At 67.5% G+C, this 17,481-nt stretch carries 15 protein-coding genes; 13 read left to right on the top strand and 2 right to left on the bottom strand.

Features of this window, described 5'->3' with window-relative positions; all coding sequences use genetic code 11:
- Position 1: 1 nt before the first annotated feature.
- Entirely contained in the window at positions 2–877 is an 876-nt protein-coding gene (locus H6717_36410) for an SAM-dependent methyltransferase (GenBank protein MCB9582578.1), read from the top strand.
- On the opposite strand, the gene H6717_36405 is transcribed toward H6717_36410, so the two are convergent.
- Complete coding sequence (locus H6717_36405; protein ID MCB9582577.1) at positions 874–2,706, bottom strand: beta-lactamase family protein; 1,833 nt, start codon at positions 2,704–2,706, stop codon at positions 874–876. The two genes, H6717_36410 and H6717_36405, sit on opposite strands and share 4 nt — an antisense overlap.
- Before the next feature lie 306 nt (positions 2,707–3,012).
- Here H6717_36405 and H6717_36400 point away from each other — a divergent pair, with 306 nt between their 5' ends.
- The 6 genes from H6717_36400 to H6717_36375 all read left to right on the top strand — a co-directional run bounded on the left by H6717_36400 (position 3,013) and on the right by H6717_36375 (position 11,547).
- Entirely contained in the window at positions 3,013–4,236 is a 1,224-nt protein-coding gene (locus tag H6717_36400) for a VWA domain-containing protein (GenBank protein ID MCB9582576.1), read from the top strand.
- Positions 4,233–4,916 carry a hypothetical protein gene (locus H6717_36395; GenBank protein ID MCB9582575.1) on the top strand — a complete coding sequence of 228 codons (684 nt, stop codon included), beginning with the start codon at positions 4,233–4,235 and terminating at the stop codon, positions 4,914–4,916. Before H6717_36400 ends, H6717_36395 begins: the two co-directional genes overlap by 4 nt.
- 43 nt (positions 4,917–4,959) lie before the next feature.
- Positions 4,960–5,847, top strand: coding sequence for a hypothetical protein (locus H6717_36390; protein ID MCB9582574.1), 888 nt, complete (start codon positions 4,960–4,962; stop codon positions 5,845–5,847).
- Positions 5,848–5,971: 124 nt separating this feature from the next.
- Positions 5,972–7,240, top strand: coding sequence for a TolC family protein (locus H6717_36385; GenBank protein ID MCB9582573.1), 1,269 nt, complete (start codon positions 5,972–5,974; stop codon positions 7,238–7,240).
- A gap of 10 nt (positions 7,241–7,250) precedes the next feature.
- Positions 7,251–8,420 (top strand): efflux RND transporter periplasmic adaptor subunit, encoded by a 1,170-nt coding sequence (locus tag H6717_36380; GenBank protein MCB9582572.1) that lies wholly within the window; start codon positions 7,251–7,253, stop codon positions 8,418–8,420.
- Positions 8,421–8,424: 4 nt separating this feature from the next.
- Positions 8,425–11,547 carry an efflux RND transporter permease subunit gene (locus H6717_36375; protein MCB9582571.1) on the top strand — a complete coding sequence of 1,041 codons (3,123 nt, stop codon included), beginning with the start codon at positions 8,425–8,427 and terminating at the stop codon, positions 11,545–11,547.
- Here H6717_36375 and H6717_36370 read toward each other — a convergent pair.
- Positions 11,544–12,512 carry a phosphoribosylaminoimidazolesuccinocarboxamide synthase gene (locus H6717_36370; GenBank protein ID MCB9582570.1) on the bottom strand — a complete coding sequence of 323 codons (969 nt, stop codon included), beginning with the start codon at positions 12,510–12,512 and terminating at the stop codon, positions 11,544–11,546. The two genes, H6717_36375 and H6717_36370, sit on opposite strands and share 4 nt — an antisense overlap.
- Positions 12,513–12,869: 357 nt before the next feature.
- Here H6717_36370 and H6717_36365 point away from each other — a divergent pair, with 357 nt between their 5' ends.
- The 6 genes from H6717_36365 to H6717_36340 are packed head-to-tail and all read left to right on the top strand — an operon-like array spanning position 12,870 to position 17,457.
- The gene (locus H6717_36365) at positions 12,870–13,904 is read left to right on the top strand and encodes a PAS domain-containing protein (protein MCB9582569.1); all 1,035 of its coding nucleotides are present in this window, start codon (positions 12,870–12,872) and stop codon (positions 13,902–13,904) included.
- Positions 13,905–13,927: 23 nt separating this feature from the next.
- Positions 13,928–14,293, top strand: a complete 366-nt coding sequence (locus tag H6717_36360) for a roadblock/LC7 domain-containing protein (GenBank protein MCB9582568.1) — start codon at positions 13,928–13,930, stop codon at positions 14,291–14,293.
- Between the two features lie 19 nt (positions 14,294–14,312).
- Positions 14,313–15,071, top strand: coding sequence for an FprA family A-type flavoprotein (locus tag H6717_36355; GenBank protein ID MCB9582567.1), 759 nt, complete (start codon positions 14,313–14,315; stop codon positions 15,069–15,071).
- 5 nt (positions 15,072–15,076) lie between these two features.
- A complete protein-coding gene (locus H6717_36350) occupies positions 15,077–16,084 on the top strand; it encodes a response regulator (protein MCB9582566.1) in 1,008 nt (335 codons plus the stop codon).
- Between the two features lie 13 nt (positions 16,085–16,097).
- On the top strand, positions 16,098–16,913 hold the full coding sequence (locus H6717_36345; GenBank protein ID MCB9582565.1) for an AAA family ATPase: 816 nt from the start codon (positions 16,098–16,100) through the stop codon (positions 16,911–16,913).
- Positions 16,882–17,457 (top strand): hypothetical protein, encoded by a 576-nt coding sequence (locus H6717_36340; protein MCB9582564.1) that lies wholly within the window; start codon positions 16,882–16,884, stop codon positions 17,455–17,457. The genes H6717_36345 and H6717_36340 overlap by 32 nt, the downstream gene beginning before the upstream one ends.
- The last annotated feature ends 24 nt before the right edge of the window (positions 17,458–17,481 follow it).

Raw genomic sequence — 17,481 nt, 5'->3', positions numbered from 1 at the left:
CATGAGCCGCATTCAAGGAGGGTCTCGGAGCCTCACCAGCGACTGGGTCGCGGCGCTGCGCGCGCTGTACAGCGAGGCGCCGCACGACCTCGCGATCATCGACGATCCGGCGGCGGTGCGCTTGCTCTCGCCGGCGCTGCGGTGGACGGTGCGCGGCGCCGCAGCGGTGCCCTTCGGCGTGCGCGCGCTGCACCGCGTGCTGGGCACCGCGAGCTTCGGTCTGAGCTACGGCGTGCCACTGCGCACGGCGGCGATCGACGAAGCCGTGCGTCGCAGTGTGGACGCCGGCACCCGACAAGTGATGGTACTGGGCGCCGGCCTCGACGCTCGGGCGTGGCGCATGCCGGAGCTCGCCGAGTGCGTCGTGTTCGAGCTCGATCACCCGTCCACGCAGGCGTACAAGCGCGAGCGCGTGGCCGAGCTCGATCCGCTGTGTCGCGAGGTGCGCCACTGTGCCATCGACTTCGAGCACCAGACGCTGGGCGGCGTGCTCGGCGATGCGGGCTTCGACGCGTCCCGACCCAGCATGTGGATCTGGGAGGGCGTCACGATGTACCTGACGCCGGAAGCGGTGGACGCCACGCTCACCGCCATCGCGGAGCTCAGCGCGCCGGGCAGCCGTTTGGCGGTGACGTACCTGCCCCACGACTACGCCGTGCCCTGGCTGCAGCGCGCCGGCGAGATCGGCGCGCGGGTGATCGGCGAGCACCTGCGCGCGCGCCACGAGCCCGCCAAGCTCCGCGGGCGGCTGGAAGATCACGGCTTCGAGCTGGAGAGCGACACCTGGGCCGGCGAGTGGGCCACCGGCCGCTGGTCAGAGCAGGAGCGCGCGCGGCTGCGAGTGTGGGAACGGTTGGCGGTCGCGCGCCGGCTCTAACGCGCCTCGCAGCGAGCGTCCGTGTCCTTCGGCCGCAGCAAGAGCCCCGTGATGCGATCCTTCTCCAGCTTGATGGACAGCACGTCGTTGCCATGCTGACAGCTCACCGCGAAGCGCTGCCAGCCGTTGCCATCGCGCTCGATGGCATCCCCCAAGCTGCAAACGCCGTGGCGGGCGTCGTACTTCGCCGCGAAGTCGCGGGTCTCCTTCTCGCTCAGGAACGAGGGCGCGAAGAGCGAGGAGAACCCCTGGGCGCTCCAGCGGTGAAACAGCGCGAGCGCCTTCTTCGCCGCGGCGCGACTGCCTGGCGTCTCCGCCACGCCTTTCGAGACACCGGAGAAGCCGGCAATCAGCCCGCTCTGCGCCTCGAGCCGTAGCCACATCTCGAGCTGCCCGCGCTGGCATTGCAGTGCATAGCGCGCTTCCGTAGGCCCGACGAATTGCGTGATGGCCCCTCGCGTGCAGTCCCCGTGCAAGGCGAGGTAGCCGGCCAGCTCGGCGCGCTCGTCTTCGGCTTTGACATTTTGTTGGTGCGGCGCGCTGAGCATCGCGGCGTACCGCTGGGCGTCCCAACGGTGCATGACGGCGAGCAAACGGTCCATCGCCGCGTCGAGCTGCGGCGCCCGGGTGGCCACGCGCACGCGCTGAGTCAGCGCGCCGCTCTTCTGCATGCGTTGCACCAGCTCGTTGCCGATGCCACCCAGATCCGCGCTGCCGCCATTGGTGAACAGGAACACGCCGACGCCGTAGTCCGGGTACAGCGCCACGCTGCTGGCATAGTGATCGACCAAGCCGTCGTGGTGCACCACGTGCTCGAAGTCGCAGGTCGACAGCGTGTGCCACGCCAGGCCCACCCCGAAGGCGCGCGTCTTCGAAACCCACGGATCGCCGCTATCTGGCGCGCTGACACGCAGCAGCGTGAGGCGCTCGGGTACGTGCATCTCGCGCACGGAAGCACGCCGCAGGGGACCCGAGTCCAGGTCGTCCCGCGGCGGATACGCCGCCAGCTCCCAGGCCACGAACTTGGCGAAGTCTCGACCTGAAACGTAGAGGCCGCCGTCGGCCTCCGAGGCCCCCAGGCGTTCGTAGTGCTCGTCGAGCAACCACGTGCCGTCCTTCTTTCCATAGGAGCGCGCCAAGTGGCTCTGCTCGAGCTGATCTGGATCGAAGCCTGCCGACGTCATGCCCAACGGCGTGAACAGCAGCGCGCGCATCGCTTGGCGGTAGGGCAGCTTGGCGACCCGGGCGATCACCAGGCCCAGCAAGCTGAAGCCGGAGTTGGAGTACCGGTAGGAAGTGCCGGGTGAGTACTCGAGCGGCAGATCGTCGAGGGACGCCAGCACTTCCGCCTCCGTCACGTCGCGGTCCGTGCGGGAGGAGTCGTAGCTCCCGTTCCGCGGCAGGCCGGCGCTGTGGCTCAGAAGCTGGCGCAGCGTGATGCGCGGGGAGTCGTGGGTCGGATAGCGAACGTGGGAGAGCTCCGGCAGGTAGCGCTCGGCGGGCACGTCCAGCTCGAGCTTGCCCTGATCCCGAAGCTTCATCAGCACGGTGGCAGTGAACGGTTTCGTGATCGAGCCGATACGAAACAGCGTGTCGTCGTCCACCGGCGCCTGAGCGGCCACGTCCCGAAAGCCGAAGCTCGCGCTCTTGGCGAGCGCGCCGTCGATCACCACGCCAGCGTAGAGCCCCGGCAGGCCGAGGCGCTGGCCAGCTTCTTTGACGACGGCGTCCATGTCCGAGAGCGCATCCACCAGCTTCTGCGTCCGCTTGGGATCGGCGAAACGCTCCTCCATCGCTGCGTCGGAGAAGCGCTGCTCGGGCGGCGCCATGGCCCGCGGTGTTGGGCGTGGCGGCGTGGGCGAATGAGCTCGGGGTGCGGAAACCGTGGGAGCTGCGCACGCAACGCACAGCGGGAGCAGTAGCCAAGACGACTTCACGTGCCTTGGAGGCTACGGGGTGCGCCCGCCTTGGCGCAATGCGTCGCTTCGCTGCTCGACGGAAGTTTGCGCTGCCAGCGTTGCGTGCCGAAAAACCGACACGATTTCCGACATACCGCTGCGTGTGTGGGGACAGGCCTCGTGGTATGGCGCAGGGACGTGTGCGTGAAGGGCGACGCACTCGAAGCGAGGTGTGAGATGCGGCGGAGCTTGGCGATTGTCTTGGGGTTTGCAGCAGTGTCCATGGTGGCCGGCGCGTGCAGCGGCACCAGTGGCTCGAACAACAACGGCGGCAACGGCGGAGCTGGCAACGCGGCTGCGGCCGGCGGGACGGCCGGAACCGGAGGCGGCATCAACACCGACTCGGGTACGGGTGGCGGCGGCGGCTTCGGCGCGGCGTGCGCCGCGGACATCCACGACGGTGAGCTCGTCCCTGTCGACATGTTCGTGATGCTCGATCGATCGGGCTCGATGGATGACGCGGGCAAATGGTCGGCGGTGTCGGGCGCATTCACCAACTTCGTTCAGCTCCCGAACCTCGCGAAGCTCGGCATGGGACTCGCGTTCTTCCCCACCAAGCCAGCACAGCCGCCGCCGAGCCAACCGTGCGTGGACGACACGGAATGCGGCGCCTACGGTCCGTGCATTCCGTTCCCGTTCCCTCCGCCCATCGGGTGTGGCGGCAACAACTGCTGTAGCAGCCAAGCCGCGCCGGACGATTCGTGCGTGGCGCCGGACTACGCGAAGCCCGTCGTGCCCATCGCGGACCTTCCCGGGGTCGGCAGTCAAATCACCGCGGCGATTGGCAAGGAATCACCGGGTGGAGCCTCGACGCCCATGTCGCCCGCCCTCGAAGGCGCCATCGACTACGCCCAAGGTTGGGCGCAACAACACACGGATCACGTGACGGTCGTGGTGCTGGCCACGGACGGTGAGCCCAACAACTGCAACCCGAATCGCATCGAAACCGTCGCGGCCCGTGCGGAGGAGGGCCTGGCCCAGAATCCGAGCATCAAGACCTTCGTGATCGGCGTGGGCTCGGAGCTCACGACGCTGAACCTCATCGCTCAGAAGGGCGGCACCGACAAGGCCATCATCGTCACCACGGGCAACGCCGCGCAGGAGTTCCTGGATGCGCTCGACACGATCCGGGGCTCGCTCACCTGTCAGTACCAGGTACCGGTGCCCAAGACCGGCGAACCCGATCCCAACAAGGTGAACGTCGGCTACACCCCCGCGGGCGGTCAGCAAGAGGTGTTCCCGCAGGTCAATGGCGCCAGCGCCTGCGTGGGTCAGAAGGGCTGGTACTACAACACCGACAAGACGCAGATCATCCTGTGTCCCGCCTCGTGCGACCTGGTGGAGAACCAGGGCGGAGGCGCCGTCGAGGTTGCGCTGGGCTGTCAGACCGTCGTGAAGTGAAGCTCTCCGCCGTCGCGCTCACCGTCGTGGCGGTGCTCGCCGTCACGGCGAGCGCCGCCGCGGATCAACAGATCGCGACCGGGCCCGTCGAGCCGGCGCCAGAGCCACCACCACCGGCTCTGGACATCGACGCCCGGGGACCCGTGCGCGTGGGCCTTGGGACTTCACGGCTGTTCGACTCCCGGGTGCTGTCCCTGAGCTTCGAGGACGAGATCGACATCTGGCGGCTGAGCCGCGGCGCGATGCTGGGCGTGGTCTTCGGTCTCGACGCCCAGCGCGCGATGGAGTCGAAGATCGTGGATCGTGGCTTCCTGTCCACGGGGTTCGGTCCAGAGCTCGCCCTGCGCATGCCCCGGCAAGGACCGCTCTTCGTGCTGAGCGGCACCGCGGCTCCGCTGTGGCAAAGCGACGCCAGCGCCACGAGCCTCGCCGGCCTGGGCGTGAGCTTCCGCGCCGAGGCGTTCCCGTTCTACCAGTCGCTCACCGAAGCCGTCGATTGCGAGCGTGGGACTTTGCAGACCTACGTGCTCAGCGGCCTCAGCGGCTGGGCGCTCACCCGCTATGACTGGCTCGGTTCGCAAGGCCAGTCCGTCGCCGTCGGCTTCAGCCTCGACCTCGGGCGCGAATTCATCTTGCCCGTCCTCGGCGCGGTGCTCCGATCGAGCTGCTCGGGGCCGTAGCCTCAAGACTTCTCGTGTTTGTCCGTTCCAGGCAGTTATCACCATGCAGCGCCTGGCTCCTCTCGTGCCCCTCGTTCTTGCCCTGGGATGCTCCGGGCCCGCCTTCGATGAGGCCGCCGTGCCGGCCTCCGGCGGTGGTCCCGTGACGACCTCTTCCGACGCGGGCCCGGGCGGGGGTGGCGGCAGTGGTGGCGCGGCCGGAGGCGGGGGCGGCACGACGGCGAGTGGCGGCAGCGCGGGAAGCGGCGGCGCCTCGACACCAGACGCCGCGCAGCCCGTGCTCGGCAGCTGCGAGGAGCTGCTCGCGGCGGCGCCGGCCACGCCGAGTGGCGCCTACACGGTGAGCGTGGGGGGCAGCGAGATGACTGCCCAGTGCGACATGACCACGGACGGCGGCGGCTGGACGCTGGTGCTCAACTACGTTCACAAGGGCGGGACGAACCCCGAGCTCGCCACCCTCGAAGCCCAGCTTCCGCTCATCGGCAGCAGCACTCTGGGGGACGACGAGAGCGGCGATCCGAACCACTGGGGTCACGTGGACCCCAAGCTCCTGTCCCAGCTGAGCTTCAGCGAGACCCTGTGGCAGGCCAGCACGTCCGCTCACTCTCGCGTGATCGAGTTCGTCAACGCGTCTCCGCACTTGATCGGCTACATGAAGAGCGGCGCGGGGGGCCTGTGCTCCTACACCGGAGAGCTGTTCTCCGCGACCATGTCCACGCCGCTGGCGGAGCACACCGCGCACTTGCCGCTGAACACCACCAGCATGCAGCTGGCCTCGTGTGACAAGGGAACCCGCGCCATGACGGAGTTCCCCTTCTTCAGCCAAGGCGAAGCACACTGGGGCATTCGCGGGCAGGGCACGCGCTGGGAGGCAGACGACAGCCTGGCCGGCTTCGCCCACGACACCATCCACCGAGTCTGGGTGCGATAGCCGTATCATTTCGGCCCAACGCGTATCCAAAGGCGCCGCGTCGAAGCGCGGCGGGCATCGCGCCGGACCAACAAAAACCGTAGAGCAGGGGCTGGCACGCCGAGTGCTACCGCCCGCCGCTCGCATGTCCCGAGCGTGGCTGTCGTTCCTGCAAGCCTGCGCCACGTGTCTCGTCACCGTCGCTGCACACGGCAGCTCGAGACCCAGAGCCGCGCATGCTGTAACGCTGCTTAGAGATCCCAGAGCGCTGCACGACTGGCTCACGGAGCGATCCGTGGACGTGGCAGCGGCGCACGCCCGCGTGCGGCAGGCCCAGGCGGAGTCCGCGGGCAGCCGGCTGTTGCCGAATCCCGTGGTGGATGTGTCGGTCGGAAACGCCGCCGTCGGTGACACGAACCCGAAGGGGCTCGGGCTCGACCAGACGTTGATCTTCGGCGCCGGGGTGAGCGAGACCTTCGAGCTCGGCAAACGCGGGCCACGCGCACGGGCGGCAGACCTGCGCCTGCTGGCCGCGCGGCGCCAGAGCCAGAGCTCCCTCGCGAACGCCGTGGCCGACGCCCGCTTGGCGCTCGGTCGCGCCGTGTACGCGCGAGAGCGACAGCGCGCCCTCGCTGCCTCTCTTTCGGCCGCGCGCGCTGCGACCGCCATCGCCCGCGGTCGCCTCGAGCACCAGGCGCTGAGCGGCGTGGACTACGACCGCATGGTGCTCGACCTGAGCACGCTGGAGGCCGACGCAGCGCGTGGCAAAGCCGAAGCGCAGGCCGCCCTGGCGGAGTGTGGAGCGGAGCTCTTCGCCCGCTGTGACTTGGCCGGCACCACCACGGCGGATCTCGACGCCGGCGCCCCCAACGCGCGCACGTTGGAGCGTCGCCCGGACATCGCCGCCATGCGGCTCGAGCAGCGGGCCGCGGAGAGCGATGCGCGCCTGGCGTCGCGTCGGAGCATTCCGGATCTGACGCTGCGCCTCGGCTACACCCACGATCGCTTCACGATATCCGGCGACAACGAGAACACGCTGTCGCTGTCCTTGGCGGCGCCCATTCCCGTCTTCGATCACGGACAGCACGATCGCGCTCGCGCCCTCGCTGCCGCCGGCGAGCTGTCCCTGCTCACGCGCGGGACGCTGCTCCGAGCGCGAGGCGACCTCGCCGCCTTGTCCGCGAAGAAGCGCATGCTGTCCGCCACCCTGCAGAAGCTCGAAGCCGACCTGGTGCCGCGCGCCGATGCCGTGCTCGCGGCGCAAGAGAAGGGGCTCGCCGAGGGCCAGCTCGACACCACTGATCTGCTCATGGCGCGACGCCAGGCGATCGCCCTGCGCCTTCAAGCGCTGGAGCTCAGATACGAGCTTTTCACGACCAAGAATGAGATCCGACGCGTCTACGGCGCGGACTGAGGGTGCCAGCATGACTTGGAACGTTCGTGTGTTTGGTCGCAACGTGGCGGTGCCCAAGAGCGTCGCCGTGGCCGTCGCCTTCAGCGCGCTCTCGGTGCTGGGCGCCAAGAGCTTCGCGCGCAAGCCCCCGCCGGTAGCGGCGCCCCCCGCAGGCATGAAGGTGAACGGCGACGGCGTGACGCTCGCATCCAACGCGCCGCAGTGGCACGCGCTGAAGCTGGGCAAAGCTCGGGCCGCGGGTCCGCAGTGGACGGATCCTGTCACCGCCGAGGTGCGCATCGACGACACCGAGGCGGCGCGCGTGGGCTCGCCCCTCGCCGGCCGGGTGAACGAGGTGTACGTCGTGCTCGGTCAGAGCGTGAAGAAGGGCGACCCGCTGTTCTCCGTGACCAGCACGGACCTCGCGTCCCTGCGCAGCGACGCGGCCAAGGCGTCCGTCGACTTGGATCTGGCCAAGGCGCAGTACCAGCGCGTCCACGACATGGTGCAGTCACGCCTCTTGCCCGGAAAGGACGAGCTCGCCGCCACCGCCGATCGCCGTCAGGCGGAGCTCGCGCTCCACGGAGCCGAGGCGAAGCTCCGCGCCCTGCGGGTAAAGGCCAAGCGCGACAACGAGTTCACCGTCACGGCGCCACGAGACGGCGTGGTGGTGCAGAGCTCGCTGTTGCCGTCCCAGGAGGTGGGCACGGACGGCGCGCTGCTACAGATCGCCGATACGTCTCGCGTGTGGGTGGTGGCCGACGTGTTCGAGGACGACGTGGCCGGCCTCCGCGCCGGTAGCGACGCGCGCATCGAGCTGCCCGCACACCCGGGCAAGATCATCGATGCCAAGATCGACTCCGTCTCCGCCGTGGTCGACCCCGATCGTCGCAGCGTTCCCGTGCGCGTGCGACTGGACAACGCGGGCCACGAGCTGCGCCCCAACGAGCTGGCGGAGATGCGCTTCCGCGTGGCGCTGCCCCCAGGCTCCGTCACCATCCCCGCTTCGTCCTTGGTGTCCGATGGCGCGAAGCAGTCGGTGTTCGTGGAGGACGCGCCCGGCAAGCTGGTGCGCCGCACCGTGCTCGCCGGGCCCGTGCGAGATGGCGAGGTCGCCATCTCGCGCGGCTTGAAGGTGGGCGAGACGGTCGTGGAACAGGGCGGCATTCTGCTCGACAACCAGATCGAGCTCTCCCACTGAGCCCATGAACAAGCTGCTCGAGCTATCGGTCCGCACGCGGCTGTTTGCCTTCGTCGTGGCAGCCGTCCTCGCGGTGTGGGGCGCCTACGCCTACCAGCACCTGACCATCGAAGCGTTCCCGGATCCCACGGACACGCAGGTGCAGGTGATCACCCAGTACTCCGGCCAGCCCACGGAAGAGGTCGAGCGCCGGGTGTCTACCCCCATCGAGCGCGAGCTCAACGGCACTCCGGGCCTGGTGCGCTCGCGCAGCATCTCCCTCTTTGGGCTGTCCCTGGTCACGCTCACCTTTGGCGACGGCGTGGATCCGCTCATCGCGCGCCAACAGGTGACGGAGCGCCTCGCGGGCGTCGACTTACCCGAAGGCGTGCACCCCGAGCTGGGCCCTCTCGCGACGCCCATCGGTGAGGTCTATCGCTACACTCTGGAGGGTCCGAACACCGACCCGATGACCCTGCGCACGCTGCAAGACTGGACGGTCCGCCCTCAGTTCTTGCAGGTCCAGGGTGTGGCCGACGTGGTGTCCTACGGCGGCCTGGTGCGTGAGATCCACGTCACTCCCGAGCCGGCCAAGCTCGCGGCGCTGGGCGTGGGCCTCGACAACGTCTTTTCCGCTCTGTCCAAAGCCAGCGCCAACGCCACCGGCGGCTACGTGCAGCAGGGCTCGGAAGCCTTCGTGATCCGCAGCTTGGGCATCCTCGGCTCCGCCGACGACATCCGCCGCGTGCGCGTCGGCAGCCACGGCGGCGTGCCCATCACCATCCGCGACGTCGCCAAGGTGAGCGAAGGCTGGGCGCCGCGGCAGGGCGTCGTCACCCGCGGCAACGACGAAGACGCCGTGGAAGGCATCGTGCTGATGCGCCGGGGCGAGAACCCTTCCGTCGTGCTCGACGCCTTGCGCGAGCGGATTGCCCTGGTCAACCAGCGGATGCTGCCGCCCGGCGTGAAAATCAATGCCTTCTACGACCGTACGGATCTGGTCGACACCACGCTCCACACCGTTTTCAAGAACCTCACCGAGGGCGCGCTCTTGGTGTGCTTGGTGCTGTTCGCGTTCATGTTGTCGGTGCGCGCGTCCCTGATCGTGGCGGCTGCGATTCCACTCTCCTTGGCAGCGAGCTTCATCTACCTCTCCGCTCGGGGCATGAGCGCAAACCTGTTGTCCATGGGCGCCGTGGACTTCGGCATCATCGTGGACGGCGCAGTGATTTTGGTGGAGCACCTGTTCCACCAGCTGGCCCCTCACGAGGCCGGTCATGCGCCTCTGGACCGCGCCGCGCTGGCCGAAAAGGTGATTGCTGCGAGCAAGGAAGTAGCGCGCCCCACGCTGTTCTCCTTGCTGATCATCATCGCGGCGTACTTGCCGATCTTCTCCCTGCAGCGGGTGGAAGGCCGGATCTTCGCGCCCTTGGCGCACACCGTGGTGAGCGCCCTCTTGGGGGCTCTGTTGGTGAGCTTCACCCTGGTGCCCACCCTCGCCTACTTCGCCCTGCGCAAGGCCCGCGTGCAGAAGGTGTCGCCCTTGCTCACGTGGGCGCAGAGGGTCTTCGACCCCGTGCTCCGCTGGGCCCTCCGGAACACGGCCACGGTGCTGATCGCGTCCTTCGGCCTGCTGATCGCGGCGCTCACGCTGGTCCCGCGCATGGGCTCGGAGTTCTTGCCGGCGCTGAACGAGGGCGCGCTGTACGTGACCTTCACCCTTCCGGACAACACCTCGCTCGATCAGGGCCGCGCGCTCACGCCGCTCCTGAAACGAAAGCTCGAGAAGACCCCCGAGGTGACGGAGCTGCTCACGCAGCTGGGGCGCCCGGAAGACGGCACTGACCCCACGCTGCCCAACAATCTGGAGATGTTCGTCAAGCTCAGGCCCATGAACCAGTGGCGGTCGAGCATGAAGACCATCGACGACCTCACGCTGGAGATGGCCAAGAACCTCAGCGACGTTCCCGGCATCGACTACAACTTCTCGCAACCCATTCGAGACAACGTCGCCGAGAACATCTCCGGTCAGTTCGGCCAGATCGCCGTGAAGATCTACGGCGACGATCTGACTCAGCTCCAGCACCTCGCCGACCAGACCCGCGCCGCCATCAGCGACGTTCCCGGCGCCGCGGACGTGGGCGTGGTCAAGGCCAGCGAGTCGCCCCAGATCGTGGTCAAGCTCGATCGCCGTGCCCTCGCCCGCTACGACTTGGACATGGGGGACGTGCAAGACTACGTGGAGACCAGCCTCGGCGGCCACGTGGCCTCCGAGCTGTGGGAGGGACAGCGTCGGTTCGACGTGACGGTGCGCTTGCCCCCCGCAAACCGCTCGGACCTCGAGGCCATTCGCGCCATCAAGCTGCCGCTGAAAGACGGCTCCGTGGTGCCGCTTTCTGCCGTCGCCCAGGTGAGCCTCGGAACCGGCCGCGCGGCGATCACGCGAGAGAACGGCCAGCGCTACGTGGGTGTGCGCATGAACGTCCGCGGGCGCGACTTGGGCAGCTTCGTGGCCGCCGCGCAGCAGCGGGTGGCCGGCGCCGTGAGCTTGCCGTCGGGCTACCAGATGACCTGGGGCGGCGAGTTCGAGAATCAGCAGCGCGCCATGGCGCGGCTGCGCCTGGTGATCCCCATCGGCATCGCGATCACGTTCTTGCTGTTGTTCTCTGCCTTCGGCAGCGTGTTCGACTCCACCGTGATCTTGCTGGTGGTGCCCCTGGCCTTGCTCGGCGGCGTGCTCGGCCTCGCGGCCGTCGGCATGCCGCTCTCCGTGTCCGCCGCCGTGGGCTTCATCGCCCTGCTCGGCCAGGCCGTGCTCAACGGCGTGCTCATCGTGTCCGCCATTCGCGCCCGCATCGAAGCCGGAGAGCCGCTGCTCGCCGCCGTGGAGAACGGCACCCGAGAGCGACTGCGCGCCGTGCTCATGACTGCGCTCCTCGCCTCCCTCGGTCTGCTGCCCGCGGCGATGTCCCACGCCATCGGCAGCGAGACGCAGCGACCCATCGCCGTGGTGGTGGTGGCGGGCACCGTCACCGCCGCCCTCGTCACGCTGGTGGTGCTGCCCGTCGTCTACGCCGCGGCGTGCAAGCTCCGCGCAGCCTTCTTCGCCTGGCGCGACGCCAAGGATCGCGCCGAGGCTACCGCCTAAAGCTTGAGGTTCTTCCGGATGCGCGCCGTCGGCTCCCCGAGTGTGGGCTCGAAGGGCGCGCCGGTGATCGTCTCCACCGCTCGAGCGTAGCGCCGCGTGGCTTCCATGCGCACCTCGTCCGGGATGGGTGGAATGGGTCCGTCCCCCATGAAGCCCTGCGCCGCGAGGAAGCGCCGCACGTACTCCTTGTCGAAGCTCTCGGGATCTTGCCCAGCCCCAAAGCGCTCCGCGTAGCTCGACGAGAACCAGAAGCGCGACGAGTCCGGCGTGTGGATCTCGTCGATCAGCACGATGGTGCCGTCTTTCTTCTTGCCCAGCTCGTACTTGGTATCCACCAAGATCAGCCCACGCTCCGCGCACAGCTTCTGCCCCGCGGAAAACAGCGCCATGGCCATCTCCGCCGCTGCGTCGAAGTCCTTCGCGTCCATGCCGCTCAGGCGCAGGATCTCCTCCCGGCTGGCGGAAATGTCGTGGCCACCCTTGGCCGCCTTGGTGCTGGGCGTGAGGATGGGCTTCGGCAGCTTCTCGTGCTTGCGAAGCCCGTCCGGCAACGCGTGACCGCAGAACTCGCGCTCTCCGCGTTCGTAGTGCACCCAGATGCTGGTGGACGTGGTGCCCGTCAGATAGGCCCGCACCACCATCTCCACCGGCAACGGCGTGCACTCTTCCACCACCATCACGTTCGGGTCCGGGACCTCGAGCACGTGGTTCGGTGCCACGCTCTTGGTGTGCTCGAACCACCAGGACGCCACACGATTCAAGAGCTGCCCCTTGAGGGGCAAGGTGCCGAGCACCCGATCGAAGGCGCTGATGCGGTCCGTCACGACGATGAAGCGGCGGCCGTCCGGAGCGCTGTAGTTGTCCCGGACCTTGCCCTCGTACTTCTTGCCCAGCTCCGGAAAGTCCGTCCCCTCGAGCGGATGCGCCAATGCCTCTTGAAGCACGTCGTCGGATAGCCGGGTCACGCCGAGACCGTACCCGGCTTTGCCCGCGGCGTCCCCTTCGGCTCTCCGCGCCTGCAAACCGCACCACGCGTCCCATCGCTTCGCAAAAGCTGCGGGCAGGGAGGGGCGAGGGAGGTGCAGGAACGTCCGTTCACGTGGTTCCGCGGCGGACCAACATCATCATACGTTTCATGTGTTTGTAGGTTCGGCGCGGACCACGTCGGGGACGCGGGGCGTCACGCGAACGGCTTGCGGGGCGTCTTTCGACCGAACGCATTTTTCGCGCAATCTCACACGACGCTGCGTTAGTTTTGATGGACCTGAGTTGGCGCGCTTCTTGGAAGGGAGCGTCTGCCCACAAAAGGAAGTTGGGGGAGGATGGAGTCCCAGAGAACGCGTTCGACGACGCGGCGGCGTGGCGCCGTGCGCATCCTCGAGGCACTACCGACGGCAGTCGTGGTGCTGGGGAAGAGCGAACGCGTGCGCTTTGCCAACGACCGCGCCGCGAACATCTTCGGCACCACCCGCAAGGAGCTGGAGGGGCGCACCATCCCACCCGCGCTGCAAGCCGCGGTGAAGGCCGCCTCGCTGACGGACGGCTCCGGACGCAGCGAATGCGTGGTGCGACTGGGCAACGGTCGCACCAAGACCCTCGGTTTCTCGCTCTCCACCTCGGACGACGACACGATCATCGTTCTTCAGGACATTTCCCGGGTCATGCAGCTGCGTGAGGAACGCGACAAGTTGATGAGCCTGGCCGCCATCGGCGAGGCGCTGCCCTCCCTGCTCCACGAGCTCAAGAACCCGCTGGCCGCCATCACCGCCGCGGTGGAGGTCCTGCTCGAGGAGGTCGACCCGGGCTACGTCATGGACCAGCTCCACGCGGTGCTCAGCGAGGTGCGTCGCATGAAGCTGGGCTTCGAGGGCATTGGGGCGGTGCACGGCAAGCTCCGCTCCGAGCGATTCAGCCCCATCGACTACGCCTTGCGCGAAGCATGTCGCGTACTTTCGCCGCGCATCGAAAACGCTCAGATCACCTTCCGATGCGATATCAAGGATCTGCCTTTGTTGCCGTTAGACCCCGCGATGGCGCGGGCGATCGTGTTCAATTTCGTCACGAATGCCCTGCACGCATGTGAAGCGGGCGACACCATCACTCTGCACGCCCAGCTCGAGGATGATGATCGCGCGTTCACCATCGTGGTGGTGGACACCGGCACCGGCATGAGCCCCGAGGTGCTGGACCGTGCCACGGATTTGTTCTTCACGACCAAGCCCAGTGGCAGCGGCATCGGCCTCGCGCTCTGCTCGCGGGCCGTGAAGGACGCCGGGGGAGAGATGACCCTACGCTCGGTTCCGGGTTTTGGAACCAGCGTCTCGGTGAAGATACCCGTGAACCAGGAGGCGCGCTGAACAGGCGCGTGAGGAGACGAGATATGGGACGAGTCGACGCAGTGAACCAGGTGCTCCGCTCACTTCAGTCGGGCACACCAGACATCGAGGCCAGCGCGCTGATCTCCGACGACGGATTGATGATCGCGAGCGCCCTGCCGCAGCACATCGAGGAGATGCGCGTCGCCGGCATGAGCTCCACGCTGTTGAGCCTCGGCACCCGTGCTGCCATCGAGCTCGGCCGCGGAGACCTACAACAGGTGCTCATCCGCGGCGACAATGGCTACGGCGTGATGGTCCGTGCCGGTGAAGGGACCATGCTTTTGGTGCTCGCCTCCAAGGAAGCCAAGCTCGGCTTGATCTTCCTCGACATGTCGCGCGCCGTTCAGGAAATCAAGAAGGTGCTGTGAGCGCCGCGGAGGGACGAAAATGAGCACTTTGGCACTCTTCGACAACGGCAATCACAAGAACCTCTTGCTGGAGGACTTCAGCGGCGGGCTCGCGGTGCAAGCGAACCAACACCTGATCGTCCACGGCGAGTCCGGCATGCTGCTCGATCCCGGTGGGCACAAGGTCTACAACCGCGTCTTTGCGGAGACTCGCGCGTGCCTGGGCAAGGCGCAGCTGAAGTACGTGTTCCTGTCGCATCAAGATCCCGACATCGTCGCCGCCGCCAATGGCTGGCTGATGACCACGGATGCGGAAGCCTACGCCTCCAAGCTCTGGCTCAGGTTCATCCCGCACTTCGGCCTCGACCACTTGGTGGAGCACCGGCTGAAGGGCATCGACGACGGCGGACTGGTACTGGACCTGGGCGGCTCCGATCTCTTGATCCTGCCGGCCCACTACCTGCACTCCGCGGGTAACTTCCAGGTGTACGACCCGACGTCGCGCATCCTCTACTCCGGTGATCTGGGAGCGTCCGTGGGCATCGAGTACCGCGAGGTCTCGGATTTCGACGCGCATCTGCCCAGCATGGAGGGCTTCCACAAGCGCTACATGTCCGGCGGCGCAGCCATGCGGGCCTGGGCCAACATGGTACGCCAGCTCGACATCGAGACCATTGCGCCGCAGCACGGTGCCTTCTTCAAAGGCAAGGAGATGTGCGACCGGTTCATCGACTGGTGCGCGAATCTCCAATGCGGCGTGGATCTCCTGCCCGAGTCCTTCCAGCTTCCCACGCGGTGATGGACATGGCCCGAGTGCTCATCGTCGAAGACGAAACGGTACTTCGGGCCTCGCTCGCGCACGGCCTGTCCAAGACGAGTGGCATGGAAGTGCGCGATGCGGGTAGCGTCGACCAAGCGCTTTCGCTGATCGACAAGGGCGCCCCGGACATCATCATATCGGACATCGACTTGCCCGGCCGCACTGGGATCGAGCTCCTGGGCGAGCTGGGCAAGCGCGGTCTGTCCATTCCCATCGTCTACGTGTCGGCCTACCTCAAGGCCTACGGCGCGCAGATCCCCCAGCACGCGAACATCGAAGTCTTGGAGAAACCCATCGCGCTCGAAGAGCTGCGCAGGGTCATCAACGACAAGCTCGCGGCCCGGGACGAGGACGAAGAAGAAGAGCCGTTCTCCGTACCGGACTTCCTCCAGCTCGCGGGCATGGGGCGTCGCACCCTGGTGATTGAAGCTCAGTGGGGCGACGGCGAGAAGGGCAGCGTGGTGGTGCACGGCGGCGAGGTGTGGAGCGCGGAGCTCGGGGCCCTCACCGGCATCGAGGCCTTCGCCCAGCTGGCCTGGCGCACGGGGGCGCACGTCCGCTGCCGAAATCTGACCGGCGAGTTGGGCCCGCGCACGCTACAAGGCACGGCGGAAGGTCTGTTGATGGACACCGCGCGGATGATGGACGAACAGAACCGTGACGCCGGTGGCAGCTCCCACGTCGAGCGCGCGACGAACCTCTCCAGCCGGCCTCCCCGCATGGAGCTCTTGAGCGAGGAAGACGAGTTCAACTTCGCCGAAACGTTTCCGCCCACCAGTGCCGCTCAACCCGCTCCTCCCAGCGAGGCGTCGAGCATCGTGGACGACGCTTTCGGTCGCCAGTTGGACCGCGGTGTGAGCGCACTGCTCAAGAAGGATTACGAAACGGCCCTCGCCGCCTTCGAAGCGGCACTTGCCATTCAACCGGAGCACCCCCTCGTGAAGGCCAACCTCGAGCGGCTACACGAGATGGGCTACGGCAACCAGGAGTGAAGGAGATGAATCTATGACCAGGCGGATCGCCATCTCGAGCCAGAAGGGCGGTACAGGCAAGACGACCATCAGCCTGAACCTTGCTCTGTCCATGGCAGAACGAGGTACTCGCACTTTGCTCGTGGACCTCGATCCCCAGGGAGGCATCGGCCACTCCTTGAGCCGGGGCGACACGGATCTCGTGGGGCTCGCGGACGTGCTGATGGGCGCCTGCTCGCCCGGCGAGGCGGTGCTGGAAACCAAGCTCGCCATGCTGTCCCTGTTGCCGCGTGGGCGGCTGGACGCCGTGGATGCCTGTGAGTTCGAGCAAGCGCTGCTGCGCCCCGGCGTGCTGGCAGAAGCCCTCGAAGCCGTGGAGAAGCCTTTCGATGTGGTGATCCTGGACACGCCCTCCGGCGTGGGTATGCCCACTCGCGCGGCTCTCGCCGTGAGTCACTTTGCACTGGTTCCCGTGCAGGGCGAGCCGCTCTCGCTTCGGTCCATCGGCCAGATGCTCCGGGTGATCGAGCACGTGAAGGGAAAGGAGAACCCCAACCTCCAGCTGCTCGGCATCCTGCCCACCATGGTGGAGCGTCAGAACGAGGCGTCCCTCAACGTGTTGATCACTGCCTGGCGCGAGCTGGGTGGCGTTCTCGAGACCGTGATCCCGCGGGCCGACGTGTTTGCCAAGGCCAGCGAAGCGGGGCTCCCCCTGGCCTACCTGGGCGGGAAGCCATCGCCGGAAGCCAACCGCTTCGGGATGTTGGCCACGGAAGTCCAGAGTCTGATGGCCGACCTCGGCGGAGAGGAGGAGCAGTATGTCGAACGACCCGCGCGGCAGCTCCTATGATTTGGGCGGGGCCGGCGCCATCGCCGGTCGTCTCACCAAACGTGCACCCAAGCCCCGAGCAGCCAGCAACGAGCCCAGCGGCTTCGTGCGCTTTTCGCTGGATCGACTGCGCATGGGAGCGCCCGTAGCGGCGGCTTCGGAGCCCGCGGAGGCCACCGAACCAGTGCCCTGGTCGCCCGAGATGATGGGCTCCCCAGGCTGGGCCAAGCTCCTCGACTGGTGCATCGACGCCTACGACGCAGACGCTGCCTTCGTGGTGGACGCGCGAGGCCTGATCGTCGGCAGCCGGGGGCTCCTGCCCCAAGAAGAGATCGACGAGATCGGCGCGCGCCTCTTGATCGCCTTCGAGCAAGCGGATCACATGAGCCCGGGCGGCTCGCAGTCCATGAGCATCGAACGGGACAAGACCTGGCTGCTCGGTTTGCGTGTCGCCCTGAACGAAACCGAACGACTCACGGTCGGTGTGGTGACGCCACGTCCAATTTCCGCAGCCGCGCGCAAGCAGGTGGAAGAAGCGTTCACGCGCAAGGCTCGCGACTTCTGAGCCACCCACACTGTGGGTGCGACG

The organism is Polyangiaceae bacterium (assembly GCA_020633235.1).
Lineage (GTDB): Bacteria > Myxococcota_A > Polyangia > Polyangiales > Polyangiaceae > JACKEA01.
The sequence above is the reverse complement of the archived record's forward strand: the minus strand, read 5'-3'. Positions and strand labels throughout refer to the sequence as shown.

Excerpts from the sequence above, each read along its gene's own strand:
- H6717_36345 (MCB9582565.1), top strand. The coding sequence starts at position 16,098 with ATGACCAGGCGGATCGCCATCTCGAGCCAGAAGGGCGGTACAGGCAAG.
- H6717_36350 (MCB9582566.1), top strand. The coding sequence starts at position 15,077 with ATGGCCCGAGTGCTCATCGTCGAAGACGAAACGGTACTTCGGGCCTCG.
- H6717_36380 (MCB9582572.1), top strand. The coding sequence starts at position 7,251 with ATGACTTGGAACGTTCGTGTGTTTGGTCGCAACGTGGCGGTGCCCAAG.
- H6717_36360 (MCB9582568.1), top strand. The coding sequence starts at position 13,928 with ATGGGACGAGTCGACGCAGTGAACCAGGTGCTCCGCTCACTTCAGTCG.
- H6717_36375 (MCB9582571.1), top strand. The coding sequence starts at position 8,425 with ATGAACAAGCTGCTCGAGCTATCGGTCCGCACGCGGCTGTTTGCCTTC.
- H6717_36400 (MCB9582576.1), top strand. The coding sequence starts at position 3,013 with ATGCGGCGGAGCTTGGCGATTGTCTTGGGGTTTGCAGCAGTGTCCATG.
- H6717_36365 (MCB9582569.1), top strand. The coding sequence starts at position 12,870 with ATGGAGTCCCAGAGAACGCGTTCGACGACGCGGCGGCGTGGCGCCGTG.
- H6717_36340 (MCB9582564.1), top strand. The coding sequence starts at position 16,882 with ATGTCGAACGACCCGCGCGGCAGCTCCTATGATTTGGGCGGGGCCGGC.
- H6717_36355 (MCB9582567.1), top strand. The coding sequence starts at position 14,313 with ATGAGCACTTTGGCACTCTTCGACAACGGCAATCACAAGAACCTCTTG.
- H6717_36385 (MCB9582573.1), top strand. The coding sequence starts at position 5,972 with ATGTCCCGAGCGTGGCTGTCGTTCCTGCAAGCCTGCGCCACGTGTCTC.
- H6717_36410 (MCB9582578.1), top strand. The coding sequence starts at position 2 with ATGAGCCGCATTCAAGGAGGGTCTCGGAGCCTCACCAGCGACTGGGTC.
- H6717_36390 (MCB9582574.1), top strand. The coding sequence starts at position 4,960 with ATGCAGCGCCTGGCTCCTCTCGTGCCCCTCGTTCTTGCCCTGGGATGC.
- H6717_36405 (MCB9582577.1), bottom strand. The coding sequence starts at position 2,706 with ATGGCGCCGCCCGAGCAGCGCTTCTCCGACGCAGCGATGGAGGAGCGT.